At 71.2% G+C, this 14,078-nt stretch carries 10 protein-coding genes and 1 tRNA gene; 7 read left to right on the top strand and 4 right to left on the bottom strand.

Features of this window, described 5'->3' with window-relative positions; translation table 11 throughout:
* The first annotated feature begins 518 nt into the window (after positions 1 to 518).
* The gene (locus AB0G84_RS14635; protein ID WP_361319815.1) at positions 519 to 1,463 is read left to right on the top strand and encodes a DUF4365 domain-containing protein; all 945 of its coding nucleotides are present in this window, start codon (positions 519 to 521) and stop codon (positions 1,461 to 1,463) included.
* Positions 1,464 to 2,057: 594 nt separating this feature from the next.
* Here the strand turns inward: AB0G84_RS14635 and AB0G84_RS14630 are convergent.
* Complete coding sequence (locus AB0G84_RS14630) at positions 2,058 to 3,515, bottom strand: hypothetical protein (protein WP_361319812.1); 1,458 nt, start codon at positions 3,513 to 3,515, stop codon at positions 2,058 to 2,060.
* A gap of 446 nt (positions 3,516 to 3,961) precedes the next feature.
* On the opposite strand from AB0G84_RS14630, the gene AB0G84_RS14625 reads away from it, so the two are divergent.
* Positions 3,962 to 4,035: transfer RNA gene (locus AB0G84_RS14625), tRNA-Met, on the top strand.
* Between the two features lie 91 nt (positions 4,036 to 4,126).
* On the opposite strand, the gene AB0G84_RS14620 is transcribed toward AB0G84_RS14625, so the two are convergent.
* Positions 4,127 to 4,918 (bottom strand): NAD(P)H-dependent oxidoreductase, encoded by a 792-nt coding sequence (locus tag AB0G84_RS14620; RefSeq protein WP_361319809.1) that lies wholly within the window; start codon positions 4,916 to 4,918, stop codon positions 4,127 to 4,129.
* A gap of 152 nt (positions 4,919 to 5,070) precedes the next feature.
* Between AB0G84_RS14620 and AB0G84_RS14615 the strand changes: the two genes are divergently transcribed.
* Complete coding sequence (locus tag AB0G84_RS14615) at positions 5,071 to 6,195, top strand: helix-turn-helix domain-containing protein (protein ID WP_361319974.1); 1,125 nt, start codon at positions 5,071 to 5,073, stop codon at positions 6,193 to 6,195.
* A gap of 282 nt (positions 6,196 to 6,477) precedes the next feature.
* On the opposite strand, the gene AB0G84_RS14610 is transcribed toward AB0G84_RS14615, so the two are convergent.
* Positions 6,478 to 7,254, bottom strand: coding sequence for a MerR family transcriptional regulator (locus AB0G84_RS14610; RefSeq protein WP_361319806.1), 777 nt, complete (start codon positions 7,252 to 7,254; stop codon positions 6,478 to 6,480).
* A 232-nt stretch (positions 7,255 to 7,486) separates the two neighbouring features.
* Between AB0G84_RS14610 and AB0G84_RS14605 the strand changes: the two genes are divergently transcribed.
* Together AB0G84_RS14605 and AB0G84_RS14600 are read left to right on the top strand one after the other, a co-directional pair.
* On the top strand, positions 7,487 to 8,656 hold the full coding sequence (locus AB0G84_RS14605; protein ID WP_361319803.1) for a DUF2797 domain-containing protein: 1,170 nt from the start codon (positions 7,487 to 7,489) through the stop codon (positions 8,654 to 8,656).
* Between the two features lie 150 nt (positions 8,657 to 8,806).
* On the top strand, positions 8,807 to 9,694 hold the full coding sequence (locus AB0G84_RS14600) for an amidohydrolase family protein (RefSeq protein WP_361319801.1): 888 nt from the start codon (positions 8,807 to 8,809) through the stop codon (positions 9,692 to 9,694).
* Between the two features lie 364 nt (positions 9,695 to 10,058).
* On the opposite strand, the gene AB0G84_RS14595 is transcribed toward AB0G84_RS14600, so the two are convergent.
* Positions 10,059 to 10,610, bottom strand: coding sequence for an NADPH-dependent FMN reductase (locus tag AB0G84_RS14595; protein ID WP_361319798.1), 552 nt, complete (start codon positions 10,608 to 10,610; stop codon positions 10,059 to 10,061).
* Positions 10,611 to 11,222: 612 nt separating this feature from the next.
* On the opposite strand from AB0G84_RS14595, the gene AB0G84_RS14590 reads away from it, so the two are divergent.
* Positions 11,223 to 11,924, top strand: coding sequence for a response regulator transcription factor (locus AB0G84_RS14590; RefSeq protein ID WP_361319971.1), 702 nt, complete (start codon positions 11,223 to 11,225; stop codon positions 11,922 to 11,924).
* Positions 11,925 to 12,269: 345 nt separating this feature from the next.
* Positions 12,270 to 13,886 (top strand): HAMP domain-containing sensor histidine kinase, encoded by a 1,617-nt coding sequence (locus AB0G84_RS14585; protein ID WP_361319968.1) that lies wholly within the window; start codon positions 12,270 to 12,272, stop codon positions 13,884 to 13,886.
* Positions 13,887 to 14,078: the final 192 nt, after the last annotated feature.

Raw genomic sequence — 14,078 nt, 5'->3', positions numbered from 1 at the left:
CGTTTGCGCACCTCACGCAGAGCAGACGCCAGCACCCTTGAGCCACCACTGCGCATCAGGCCCGGCCACGAGCTCGTGGAACAGGGGCGGTCGGCTCAGGAACATCGGGCACCTTGGCATGAGCCTCAAGGAAGCCCTCTGCTCCGGACTGAAGAGCCCGGAGCAGATGATCAGTTCGACTGATCGGTTCGATTTCCGGAGATTCCTTCGACTAAAGGTACCTGCGCTCAGGGCCGGTCTGCGTGGGCACGGTACTCAGTTACCTGTGTGACCGGGACGGACCGTCCCATGTCACCACCGTGGAATGGGCCGCGAGCCTCATCAACGCCCAAGCTCATCGCCGTCAGCGTCTCTATTGCACAGTCGTCCCCACCAGACGGCTCGCAGTCCGGCGGTGCCGTCACCCTGCCTGAAGCCAGGAGTTCGCAACTTCACCGCAAGGCCCTCGATATCGTGAGAACAACCTTAGGGGGAGCATGGCACGGGTTAGGGCAAACCGCCGCATCGAGCGAGCCGGCGTGAACGCCGTACGGACGCTGCTGGAAGAGCATGATCACATCGTCCAAGAGATCGATGGGGGCAACGATCACGGCGAGGATCTGCATGTCTTGCTGACAAGAGATGGGCGACGAACCGGGCATGTTCTTGCTATCCAGGTGAAATCTGGTGGCAAATATAGGCGCGCAAAGGGTTATAGCATTCCGGTCGAGGATCATTACGACGACTGGAGAAACAGCAGAATCCCTGTGGTGGGCATCGTCTTCGATGTCGAGACGAAGAAGCTATATTGGGTGAACCTGACTGCGAAGCTCAGAAGCTCCAAGGGTACCGTCAAGCGGGTTTACATACCCCGCACATCCCATTTGGTGTCGAATTCCATCCCTGATTTCATCTCCGCGATCGAGAGGTATATCGATTCGACCGGAATGAGACTCAGAGACTTCACGCTTGAGGAAGCATTCGCAGCTGTTTCGCGCGCCCTGGACGGCCTTGATCCTAACAATGTGCCGAATCCTCTTTTTGAAGGGTGGGCGGAGCTGTTATTTCGTCACGAGGTACTGATGAAGCGGCTCGCGCGGTTAGTGCTTCAGGTCTGCCCCCTCCTGTTGATCGCCAGCCTGCTGGTGTTTGAGTGGCCCTATCAGGTGCATTTTGTCACAAACTACACCGATCTGAATCCCGTTCTCAGTGTCGGAAGTCTGTATATTCTCATTTCTTGGATGGTGCTTACCATCTTCTTTGAGCTGCGCGCAGGGCGACGCCCTAAAGAGACAGGGAACTGGCTGATCAGCATTTCTTCACTATTCCTATGGATTCCGGTGATAGATAAGGGTAGTTCCCCAGGGTGGATGGGTGAGTCCCTAGTGATTGCCAGCGTGCTGATCTCTCACTTCGGTTTACTCACCCTCTTGACGTTCTACGTTAAGCGTGAACTTGAGAGAAGGAAGCGTCGTCCCGAATAGGGCCATTCCTGGTGGTCGTTGCGTGTGCGTCGCCGACTTATCGCTCGGCTGCGCTCGGACGCGTTGGCCAGCGGCTCGCCCCAAAGCGGCTGCCTTACCGGCCCTGTCCCAGGTGGACGGTGTGGGGTGTGTCCGAGGGCCTGAGCGGAACAGGCTTGACGGCGGTCGTTACAGGCCGTGCCACCGTTCCGAGCTGACGGCAACCCTGACGGCGACGACGGCACACAGAGGCTGTTGATAACGGCGATCAGCGATCAGCCGGGAGGGAAACGGAGCCCGCGGCCAACGGCCTGCCCAAAGCTACGGATCAGAAGGTTGCAGGTTCGAATCCTGCCGAGCGCACAGCAGGCCAGAGGCCCCGTTCGAATCGAACGGGGCCTCTGGTGTTTTTCTTGACGGCAGTGAGTGGTGGGCTCGATCGGCTCCGCCGGACCGTCCCAAAGGCCGCTTCCGCGCTGGGATATGGGTATCTGCCCAGAGGTAGTCGTCAGCGCAGGATCCACAGGGGGGCGCTCTCGTGGGTTGTGACGTGCTGAGGCTCCTCCCCGGGCGAGGGGCGTCAGCGAGGGGGAGTCGGCGGGCAGTGTGGAGCGGTCAGGTCGGCGGGGTGGCCTCCGCCGCTGACGCGTCCGGTGCGATGGGCGAGGTGTCCTTCTCCGCGGGCGGAGTGGTGGACCGTTCGGAGAGCAGCCGGGCGACGAGCGGGGCGAGGACACCGGCCGCTGCCGTCCAGGTGCGCCATCCCCCGTCCACTGGGAGGAGCAGTGCTCCCGCGGCGGCCAGCGAGAGGAGCAGCCCGAACAGCGCGCCGAGCGGCACCGTACGCGTCCACTGGCTGCCGAGTTCCAGCAAGTGGGGGCGACGGGCGGCGTCCAGCGGGAGCGGTTCGTGTGGCGGGGCGGGGGCGAGCCGGGCGGCTTTGTCGCGGGGGATCCGGCCCGGGAGTTGCCAGCCGTCGTCCGCGACGAAGTCGGCGGGCACCTTGCCCCGGGAGCCGGCGGGGTCCCAGAGCAGCCAGCCCTCGGCGCCGGTGAGGAGGGGGCCGGCGCTCTTGTGCGTGGCGGTGAGGCGGAGTGGGACCTCGCCGGTCTCGGTGCGCAGGATCAGGCATGCGTAGCGCGGCGGACTCTTCTTGGCCCCGGAGTCGGCCCCGGAGTCGGCACCGGCTTCGGCCCCGGAGTCGTCGTGCGACGGGCGTTCCACGTGTTCCGCGACACCGGTCGCCACCGCGCGCAGGGCGCCCCAGCGCGCGTCGACCCGGCGGCTTCGGCGCGGCGGGCCGGTCACGGCCGTCGCCGAGCCGACCGCCACCACGGCGGTGAGCGCCCACATGATGCCGACGATCAGTGCGTCGCCGTGAGCGAGGGGGCGGCCGGCGAGCTGGGCCTCGACGGCGGAGGTGGTGGTGGCGCCGACCGCACCCACGTCCGGGTGCTCCGGCGCGTACGCCACGACGAGGGTCTCCCCCACGTCCCGGACACCGCGCTGGACCTCCGTGCGGAAGGTCGCGGCCACGCCCCTGCCGCCGCCGGGCACCGGCAGCCGGACGGTGTAGTCGGCCTCGGACGTGGAGTGGGGGCTGCTGCCGGCGTGCTCGACGTGGTGAACGGCGACGACCGGCAGCTCCCTGATCACGTGGTGGGCGTCGGCGATCCGGCCGGCCGTGGGGGCGCGGTCCGGGACGCCGGCACCCAGGGTGCCGAACAGCACCAGGGCGGTGGGGACGGCGAGAGTGGCGGCGGTGACGCGGGCCCAGGGCCAGGAGGAGCCGCGGAGCGCGGCGGGGATCGTGGCCCGCGCCCCGGGATCCGCGGGGCGTGCCACGGACATCAGGGCCAGCTCGTACGCGCGCGCCTGCCTCACCCGGCCGACCCGCAGGGCGTGTCCGGTCAGGGCCAGTGCGCACCCGGCGAGTACGGCGAGCGCGGTCCACTCCGCGGTCGTACGGAGCGGCCCCGCGCCCAACAGGAGCCAGGACGAGGGGAGGGCGAGGAGGGCCGGCAGGCCCAGTACGGTCACGGCGCGTCCGAGCCACACCGCTCCGGCGCTCACCCGAAGGCTCCGAACTCACTCGTATCCGGCTTGTCCTGCACCGCGTCAGCGCCCTTCTGGTTCTGCCTATCCGCGTCTTCCTGGGCGTCGTTGATGTCGTTGTCGTCTTCGTCGGCGCCGGTGCCAACGGTGCCGTGGTTCCGATAGCGATTCCCAGTTCGCGGGTTCTGTTGAGGACTTCACGGGATCGCTCACCTTTTCAACGGCAGGTAGGGAAGGGGACTTCGTCGAGATGCTGCAGGGGTGCGGCGATGGGCGGTAGGGGAGCGGGGAGCCTGTTGCGTGGTCATGTGTGCCGGCCGTCGATGTCCTCGAAGCCGGGGGGATGCCAGGTGGTGATGCCCGGTGGTGGGTCACGTTCGGCAGGGTGGGGGACAGGGGGATTCGGTGCGGCGGGAAAACGATTAGGTGTGGGGCCGGGAGTCGCGTAGTGTTTGGTCTGCCGACGCGGGGTGGAGCAGCTCGGTAGCTCGCTGGGCTCATAACCCAGAGGTCGCAGGTTCAAATCCTGTCCCCGCTACTGAAGCCGTAGGCCCAGTGGACTTTGTCCGCTGGGCCTACGGCGTTTTTGCGTTGTCGGTGGGGTGGGGAGGGGGCGAGGTGGGCGGGGCTTAGGCGTGGGGTGGGGGTGGTGGCGAGGTGTAGTGGGCGCCCGGGCCGGTGGGGGCCGGGGGGAGGTGGGGGTGGAGGAGAAGGTTGTCGTCGTAGTCGCCGGTGTTCTGGTGGCGGAAGGCCAGGGGGTCGGTGGTGGGGAGGGTGCGGAGGCGCTCGCGCAGGCGGGCGGCGGCCGCTGCGTAGGCGGTGGGGGTGGCCCGGTCGGCGCTGGGGATCAGGAGGGGCGGGACGACGGAGATCCCCGTGTACCAGAGGGTGCCGTGCTGGAGGGGGAAGAGGAGGTCGTTGAGGTCGCCGCTGACGCCGCGGGGGCCGAGGGTCGCGGCGCGGGCGCCGGCGGTGGTGAGGACCATGGCGCGCTTGCCGGTGAGCCGGCCGTCGCCGTAGCGGCGGGGGCGGCCGGTGGCCGGGTCGGTGAGGCCGAAGGCGAAGCCCTTGACGAAGACGCGGTCGAACCAGCCTTTGAGGATGGCCGGCATTCCGTACCACCAGAGCGGGAACTGGACGATCAGGGTGTCGGCCCAGGTGAGTTTCTGCTGTTCGGCGGCGATGTCGGGACTCAACTTGCCGTGGGTGTAGGCATGTTCGGAGGCGGCACCCACCAGTAGGCGGTCGGACGGGTCGTGGTCGTAGTCGGCGGCGTCGACCACCGGGTTCCACTTCATGGCGTACAGGTCGGAGACCTGGTGCTGGTGGCCGTCTGCTTCGAGGGCGCGCAGGCCTTCGGTCTTGAGGGCGCCGCTCAGGGAGCGCTGGTCGGGGTGGGCGAACAGCCAGAGGACCTTCATGGCGTCCACTGTGCGTGCGGGGGTGGGAGAGCGACGAGTGGCCGGATGGACATGTAGTGCAAGGATCGGGCCAGGGGAGGGAGGTAGGGGGAAGGCAGGGGGACGGCAGGGGGACGGCAGGGGAGGGGCTGGAGAGTGAGGGAGTGAGTGGTGTGGGCGAGGGTGCGGGTGAGGGGCGTGGTGGGCGGCGGCATCGGGTGGTGGTGCTGGTGCGGGACGGGATGCTGCCGATCGAGGTGGGGATCGTGCACCGGATCTTCGGGGAGGCCAGGTCGGCCTCCGGGGAGCGGTTGTACGAGCTGGTGACGTGTGCGCTGCGGCCCGGTGAGGTGCGTACGGACACCGACTTCACGGTGAACGTCGCACACGGTCCGGAGGCGCTGGCGGATGCCGACACCGTGGTCGTACCGGCGGCCGGCAGCGACTACGACCCGGGGGAGGACGCTTGTTCCGGGCTGCTGGGTGACGGGATGGCCGAGGCGTTGGCGCGGATCCGGCCGGGGACGCGGATCGCGTCGATCTGTACGGGGGCGTTCGTGCTGGCCGCGGCGGGGTTGTTGGACGGGCGGCGGGCGACCACGCACTGGCGGTCGGTGGAGGCCTTCCGGCGGTTGTTCCCGGGCGTCGCGGTCGATGCGGACGTGCTGTACACGGACGAGGGGGAGGTGCTGACCGCGGCCGGGGTCGCGTCCGGGATCGATCTGTGTCTGCACATGGTCCGGTGCGATCACGGGGCTGCGGTGGCCAATGACGTGGCGCGGCGGACCGTCGTACCGCCGCATCGGGACGGTGGTCAGGCGCAGTACGTCCGGCGGCCCGTGCCCGAACCGCAGCGCTCCTCGACGGGGGCGGCACGGGCCTGGGCGCTGGAACACCTGGACCGGGCGCTGACCCTGCGGGAGCTGGCGGCGCGGGAGGCGATGAGCGTACGGACCTTCACCCGGCGGTTCCGGGAGGAGGCCGGGGTGTCGCCGGTGCAGTGGCTGACCCAGCAACGGATCGAACGGGCGCGGCAGTTGCTGGAGGAGACGGATCTGACGGTGGATCGGATCGCGGCCGAGGCGGGCTTCGGGACGGCGGCCTCGCTGCGGCAGCATCTGCAATCGGCGCTGGGGGTGTCGCCGCGGGCCTACCGGAGGACGTTCCGGGGGGCCGGGGTGGTCTCAGACGGGATCTCAGACGGGGGCGGGACGGTCGGTCGGGGTGTCGGGCAGGGGGGCGGCCGGGCGGAGCCGGAGGAAGGTGATCAGGGCGTGCACGGGGAGGGCGAGCGGTAGGGCGAGGAGGCTGTCCCATGGCAGGGCGCCGGCTGCGGCCAGGAGGCAGCAGAGCGGGACGGTGAGGAGGGTGGGGAACGTCGATGCCAGGGCGGTGCGGATGCGGTTTCGGCGGTCACGGTCCATGGTCGGGCTCCTTCGGGCGTACGGGGAGGGGCGGGCGGGGGAGCGGGCGGTGTAGCGGTAGGGGGCGATGCGATGCGATGCGATGTCGGGGAGGGGCGGGCGCGGGTCGGGTGGTCAGGTGGTCGGGGGGGTCGGGTGGGCAGGTGGTGGGGCGGGTCAGGTGGGGTGGGTGGTGTTTTGGCGGGCGCGGTCCAGGTAGTCGGCCAGGTCGCGCCAGTCGTCGGCCGGGGCGGTGGCCTCACCTGACATGGCGGCCGGGGCGTCGTGCCAGGCCTTCCGTACGCCGGCGGAAAGGGCGGCGTCGCCGCCGGTGAACAGCGTGGACAGCTCGTCCATGCGCGCCACCAGCTTCCGGACCTTGGGGTCGGTGGGCGGCGTTCCGGCCGTACGGAGCCGGTCGGCCCGGCGGTACAGCTCGGGCCATTCGACCTCCAGCAGGTAGTGCGCCGCGGGGCCGATGGCCGCAGTGCGGGTCGCCAGTACGTTCAGCTGGTCAGGGTCCAGGTGCCGGCGCAAGGCCTCGTCGCCGTCCGGGCCGGTGCCGCCGATCGCCTGGAGCGCGTCGAGCAACTGGCCGGCCGTCGGGGCCCGACCGGCCGCCAGTTCGCTGGCCAGCCGCAGGAGCCGTTGCCGCAAGGTGTCGAGGGCGGCGAGGGACGCCTCGACCCCGGTCAGGTGGTGCTGGATCAGCCGCGTCGGATCGACGCCGGTGTCCAGGCAGACGGCGATGGTCTCCAGGCTCAGTCCCAGGTCGCGGAGGGCCAGCACCTGGTACAGGCGGCCCAGGTCCGCTTCGGTGTACTCCCGGTGTCCGCCCGCGGTGCGCCGGGAGGGGCTGAGCAGACCGATGGTGTCCCAGTAGTGCAGGGTGCGCACGGTCAGCCCGCTGGCAGTGGCGAGCTGACCGACTTTCCAGGTGTCGGAAGGAGTCATGGGGACACCATGCGTCCTGACGCGGTGTGAGGTTCAAGGGGTGGGGCGGCGTTCAAGGGGTGGGGCGGGCCTTCAAGGGGTGGGGTGAGGTTCAAGGTCGGCGTGCAGGGTGGGGGCGGGGGCGGGGGAAGTTTGCGGTGTGTGGGGAAGTTTGCGGTGTGGGGTTGGGTGGGGTGCGTGGGGCGGTGGGGGTGTAAGTGGCGGTGTCGGTGGGTGGTCGTACGCTGGCGTTGTGTGGCGATGTACGGGACCGCGCTGGTCAGGTGCTGGGACGACGGCGGGAGCCGGCGGGCGGTTCGAGCAGCGGTTGGGGTGGTACTGCGCCGAGCGCGGGGAGGAGCGGAACAGCGCGCTGCCGGCCGGCAAGCTGCTGGCGTTCGCGGCGCGGGGTGAGCGGCGTTGCCTGGGGGTGCGGCGGGCCGGGCGGTGGATCGTGTGCCCGTATGCGGCGGTCCTGGACGGAGCCGGTGCCAGGGACCAGTGTGACGACTGTGCCCAGCTGGACCGGTCGCGTTCGGTGGCTGCGGACACCATGGCCGATGATCCGCGCCCGTACGCCGTCTACCTCGCGTACTTCGGGCCCGGTCTGCTCAAGGTGGGGATCACGGCCGCCGAGCGGGGGCCGGCGCGCCTGGTGGAGCAGGGCGCGGTGGCGTACGCCTGGCTGGGGCGCGGGCCCCTGATGGCGGCGCGGCGGGCGGAGACGGTGCTGGGGAGTGCGCTGGGAGTGCCGGACCGGTTCGCCAAGGAGGCCAAGCGGGCGGTGCGCGGGGCGCTGCCGCCGGTGTCGGACCGGCTCGCGGAGCTGGGGCAACTGCATCATGCTGCACGGGAGTTGGCTGGATGGCCGGAGACGTTGGAGCCGCTGGAGTTCGCCGGTGTGGATCACACGGAGCTGTTCGGGCTCGACCGGATTCCGCGTGCGGTGGCGGAGCTGGGTGGGATGACGGCGGGGGCGGAAATCGTGGGGGAGGTGCTGGCCGGGGTGGGGGCGGATGTCTACCTGCGGCTGGTGGCGGAGGGGGCCGGGGCCGGGGTCGAGGCCGGGGGCGGCGTCGGGGCAGAGGGGGACGGGGAGGGGGACGGGGATGCCGATGGGGGCAGGGGTGTCGATGGGGATGTGGGGGCTGGGGTCGGTGCGGCGGCTGAGGCTGGTGGTGGCTGCGATGGGGGCGGTTCCCCGGGTGGTGGTCCCGGGGGCGGGGTGGTTGCGGTGATGGACGCGCGGTTGTTGTCGGGGTGGGTGCTGGGGGCGGCTGCGGGACGGGTGACGACGGTTCCCGTGCGGGAGGCGGCGTACGGGGCGGGAAGCGGCAGGGGGAGTGGGGGCGGGAGAGGGAGCGGGAGCGGGGGTGGTGAGCGGCCGGGGGAGGGGGCCGGGGAGCAGGAGGGGCTGTTCTGAGAGGGCGATGTTGTTCGAGGTGAGTGGGGGACGGGGGTTGTTCGGGGTGGGGTGGGGCGTTTAGATGCTGGGTGCAGGTAGATGGGGCAGGTGGTTGGTCGGGTGGGGCGCCCGCGCGGTGGGTGCCGGATGCGTAGGGGAGGGCTCGGGGTGGCGGACGGCGATGAGCAGGTCGCGGCGTTCTGGCGGGAGTTGGGGCTGCCGGGCCTGATCGATGTGCATACGCACTTCATGCCCGAGCGGGTGATGGCGAAGGTCTGGGCGTACTTCGACGCCGCCGGACCGCTGGTCGGCCGGGAGTGGCCGATCGAGTACCGCTTCGAGGAGGACGAGCGGCTGGCGGTGCTGCGCGGCTTCGGCGTCCGGGCGTTCACGTCGATGGTCTATCCCCACAAGCCGGGGATGGCGCAGTGGCTGAACGGCTGGGCGGCCGACTTCGCGCGTCGTACGCCGGACTGTCTGCGGACCGCGACCTTCTTCCCGGAGGACGGCGCCGAGGCGTACGTACGGGCCGAACTCGCGGACGGAGCACGGGTCTTCAAGGCGCATGTGCAGGTGGGGGCGTACGACCCGACGGACGCGTTGCTCGATCCGGTGTGGGGGGCGCTCGCGGAGGCCGGGGTGCCGGTGGTCGTCCACTGCGGGTCGGGGCCCGCGCCGGGGAAGCACACCGGGCCGGAGCCGATGGCCCGGGTGCTGGCCCGTCATCCCCGGCTGCGGCTGATCGTCGCGCATATGGGCATGCCGGAGTACACGGACTTCCTGGACCTGGCGCAGCGCCATCCCGGTGTGCTCCTCGATACGACGATGACCTTCACGGACTTCGCCGAGCGGGCCGCGCCGTTCCCGCGGGCCGAGCGGGGCCGGCTCGCGGATCTCGGGGACCGGGTGCTGTTCGGCAGCGACTTCCCCAACATCCCCTACGGGTACGCCCATGCGCTGCAGGCGCTGGCGCGGTGGGAGATGGGGGAGGAGTGGCTGCGGGGGGTCTGTTACGGGAACGCGGCGCGGTTGTTCGGGGTGAACGGGTCGCTGTAGCCGGGCGCCGGGGCGGGGCGGGCGGGGTCCGGCGGTTGGGGGTGTGAGGACGGGCGGGGCCAGGGGGTCGGGGGTGTGAGGACGGACGGGGCCAGGGGGTCGGGGGCGTGAGGACCGGCGGGGTCCGGTGGCCCGGGGCGGGGGAACCAGCGGGTCCGCGGAGTCTGAACGTCGGTGTGTGCCGAACCTGCGGGTGGCGGTGGCCTCGTGAGGGGGAAGGCGCTCGGGTTCGATCCGATGAGGGTGAGCGAGGTGAGGTGGTCCCAATCGTCCAGGACGGCCACGACGAGGAAGGTCCCGCCGGTAGTGGCGGCACCCACCCGTGCGGTTCCGGGCAGGTGTTCCTCGCCGCCTACGTCGCTGGTCAGGGGGTTCCGGCGGCGGGCAGGGTGACGGCCTTCGCCAGGTGAGACAGGGCGGAGGCCAGGTCGGTGAGGGTGGGCTCGTCCGTGACGCGTTGCGTGGTGGCGTCGACCTTCGGGCCGATGGCGGGGATCTCGCGGCAGGCCGCCGTGACGACCTCACCGGTCATCATGCCCAGGGTCTCGCGGAGCTGGGCGTTGGCGTGGTCGCCGCCGGTGGGAGAGGGGGAGGCGGTGATCACTGCGACCGGCTTGTGGACGCATTCACCGCTGCTGACGAGCCAGTCGAGCGCGTTCTTGAGCACCCCGGGGACTCCGTGGACGTACTCGGGGCTGACCACGAGCAGCGCGTCGGCGGCGGCGACGGCGGTGCGCAGGGCGGCCACGGGGGCGGGTGCGGTGGCGTCCTCGCCGTCGAGGTCGGGGTTGAAGTGCGGGAGTGCACCGATGTCCGCGGTGGTGGACGGCCCGTCCCAGAGGCCGAGTGCGGAACGCAGGACCGCCCCATTGGAGGAGCGGGCGCGCAGGCTGCCGGAGAGGGCGAGGAGTCTCATGGGGTGACGGTACGGGGTGGGGCGCACCACCGAGTGGTGGGGAGCCGGGTGACGGTGCGGACGGTTGGGGCGGCGGGGCGTCCCGGCGGGGTGATGGTGGGCCCCGGCGGTGTGGAGGGGGAGCGCTCTGGTGGGGCGCTCTGGTGAGGGGGCGAGGGCAAGGAGGGAAAGGCGCTGGTCAGGGCGATTGTCAGTGGTGGGTGCCATGCTTGGAGCACGGTGAACGGCCTGGACCGCGCGGGGGGCGGCCCAGGCCGGTCGCGGCCCCGATCGGGGAGCTGGCGGGGGAAAAGACGGGGGAACAGACGGGGGAGTTGGACGGGGCCGAGAGAGGGCCTGTAGGGGGCTGGAGGGGGGAGGGGAAGAAGGGGGAGGGCCCGGTGGACGTCGTGGCGGGAGGGGAATGGCACGCCGGGCGCTGTGAGTTGGGGGAGGGAGCCTGCACGCTGGCACGGGGGATTCTCAGGAGATTCACAGAAAGGCGAAAGAGAGCTCTCACGGGCCCGGGCCAGGGTCAGGGCCATGACCCTGACTTCGTCGTCCTCAGCGCCCTCCCGTGTGTCGGCTACGGCCGCGTCCACCAGGGGCACGCCCGCAAAGCAGCCGGAGCTGCTGCGCGCCGACGGCAGTCCGCTGCGGGTGCTGGTCGTGGACGACGAGTCCTCGCTCGCCGAGCTGTTGTCGCTCGCGCTGCGGTACGAGGGCTGGGACATCCGCGCGGAGGGGGACGGCGCGGGGGCGCTGCGCCGTGCCCGTGACTGGCGGCCGGATGCGGTCCTGCTGGACGTCATGCTGCCGGACATGGACGGGCTGACGCTGCTCGGCCGGCTGCGGAGCGAACTCCCCGACGTGCCGGTGCTGTTCCTGACGGCCAAGGACGCCGTCGAGGACCGGATCGCCGGGCTGACGGCAGGGGGCGACGACTACGTCACCAAGCCGTTCAGCCTGGAGGAGGTGGTGGCCAGGCTGCGGGGCCTGCTGCGACGGGCCGGGGCGGCGGCCGCACGGAGCGAATCGCGACTGGCGGTGGGCGATCTCGTCCTGGACGAGGACAGCCACGAGGTGTGGCGGGACGGCCAGGAGATCCATCTCACCGCCACCGAGTTCGAGCTGTTGCGCTACCTGATGCGCAATCCGCGGCGGGTGCTGAGCAAGACGCAGATCCTGGACCGGGTCTGGAGCTATGACTTCGGCGGCCAGGCCAATGTCGTGGAGCTGTACATCTCGTATCTGCGACGGAAGATCGACGCCGGGCGGACGCCGATGATCCACACCCGCCGGGGTGCGGGCTACCTGATCAAGCCGGCCGGGTAGCGGGCGGTGACGAACGGGAAGCCGGACGCACCGGGCGCCACCCCGGGAGCGCCTGTCTCCGGTGGCGTTGCCTCGGAGGTGCCTGCCTTCGGTGGGGCTGAGGCGAAGGTGCGTGCCCGCGGTGGTGCTGCCTCGGGTGGGCCTGTCTCCCGTGGCGCTGACCCGGAGGTGCGTGTCCCCGGTGGTGCTGCCCCGGACATACCCGCTCGCACCGGCGTTGCCCCGGAGGCGGGTACCCCTAGTGGTGCCGCCCCGCACGGACCCGCCACCCCCGCCCCGGCCCCCCGTCGTCGCTGGACGCTCCGGACGCGGCTCGTGGTGTCGGCGGTGGCGCTGGTCGCCGTCATGGGCGCGGTCATCGGGGTGGTGACGACGATCGCGCTGCGCTCCTATCTGCAGGAGCAGTTGGACAACCGGCTGACGGAATTCGTCGGACGGGCGCAGGCGCCGCGGCCGCACGATCCGCTGCGGAACGAGACGCTCGACTTCGTGGCGTTGCCCGGCCAGCCCATCGGCACGGTGGGGGCGCGGACCGGGCCGGACGGCACGATCGACGCCGGGGCGAAGCTGAGCAACTCGACCAATCGGCTGCCCTCGGAACGGCTGGCCCCTCTGAACGGGGCGCAGGTCGCCGCACTGGATGCGGTACCGCGGGACGGAGACCCGCACAGCACGGAGATCCCCGGGCTCGGCGACTACCGGGTGCAGTCCGCCGGTGAGGGGGCGCTGGTGATCGGGCTGCCGCTGGACGAGGTCGAGCAGACGGTCGGCCGGCTGGTGGGCATCGAGGCGTGTCTGACCGCGGCCGGGCTGATCGCGGCCGGAATCGCAGGTTCCAGCATGGTCGGGATAGCGCTGCGCCCGCTGCGCCGGGTCGCCGCCACCGCCACCCGCGTCTCCGAACTCCCGCTCCACCAGGGCGAGGTGGCGCTGCACGAACGGGTCCCCGCGTCCGAGGCGGATGCACGTACCGAGGTGGGGCAGGTGGGCGCGGCGCTGAACCGGATGCTGGGCCACGTCGGCTCGGCGCTCTCGGCCCGCCAGGAGAGCGAGATGCGGGTGCGGCGGTTCGTCGCCGATGCCAGCCATGAGCTGCGGACGCCGCTGGCGTCGATCCGGGGCTACGCCGAGCTGACCCGGCGCGGCCGGGAGCAGCCGGGCCCCGAGACCCGGCACGCCCTGGGGCGGATCGAGTCGGAGGCGGAGCGGATGACGGGGCTGGTGGAGGACCTGTTGTTGCTCGCCAGGCTCGATTCCGGACGCCCGCTCTCGTACGAGAGCACCGATCTCTCGCCGTTGGTGGTGGACGCGGTGAGCGACGCCCGGGTGGCCGGGCCGGACCACCGGTGGCGGCTGGAGCTGCCCGAAGAGCCGGTACTGGTGCACGGGGACGGCGGGCGGTTGCACCAGATCCTGGTGAACCTGCTGGCCAATGCGCGTACGCATACGCCGGTGGGGACGACGGTCACGGCCCGTGTGCGTGGAGACGGCGGTCGGGGGCCAGGCCTCGGGTCCGTCGTCCAGTTGGAGGTGGAGGACGACGGCCCCGGTATCCCGGCCGGCCTCCTCCCGCACGTCTTCGAGCGCTTCGCGCGCGGAGACGCCTCGCGGTCGCGGGCCGCCGGAAGCACCGGGCTCGGTCTGGCGATCGTGCACGCGGTGGTGGCCGCGCACGGCGGAACGGTGGAGGTCGCGAGCGTCCCGGGGCGCACGGTCTTCACGGTGACGCTGCCGGCGGCACGACCGCATATGGCCCTTCGGGGAAGCGGCACGGCTGCATGCGCGACGGCTGCGCCCGTGGCGGCTGCGCCTGTAACCGGTGCGCCCGTGCCGGCTGCTCCTGTGACGGCCGAGCCGGTGCCGGGGACCGTGCCGGCTGCTCCGTCGACCGCGCCTGCGCCCGGGCCCGCGACGCCTGTGCCCGCGACGCCCGCACCCGGGCCGGGCCGACCGCGGCCATGACGACCGCAGGTTCACTGACCGCGGCCACGTCGACCACAGCCGTGTCGACCACAGCCGTGTCGACCACAGCCGTGTCGACCACAGCCGTGTCGACCACAGCCGTGTCGACCACAGCCACGTCGACCGGGCCGTCGGTTCACAGCCCGGCCACAGGTCCAGCACACGGTCATGACAGCGCAGTTGGCGAGTGTC

It is taken from the genome of Streptomyces sp. NPDC020742, from assembly GCF_040641675.1.
GTDB lineage: Bacteria > Actinomycetota > Actinomycetes > Streptomycetales > Streptomycetaceae > Streptomyces.
This window is presented reverse-complemented; position numbering and strand designations above follow the sequence as displayed.

Bases quoted from the DNA above. Each gene is read 5' to 3' on its own strand.
- AB0G84_RS14585 (WP_361319968.1), top strand. From the start codon at position 12,270: ATGGGCGCGGTCATCGGGGTGGTGACGACGATCGCGCTGCGCTCCTAT.
- AB0G84_RS14620 (WP_361319809.1), bottom strand. From the start codon at position 4,918: ATGAAGGTCCTCTGGCTGTTCGCCCACCCCGACCAGCGCTCCCTGAGC.
- AB0G84_RS14595 (WP_361319798.1), bottom strand. From the start codon at position 10,610: ATGAGACTCCTCGCCCTCTCCGGCAGCCTGCGCGCCCGCTCCTCCAAT.
- AB0G84_RS14610 (WP_361319806.1), bottom strand. From the start codon at position 7,254: ATGACTCCTTCCGACACCTGGAAAGTCGGTCAGCTCGCCACTGCCAGC.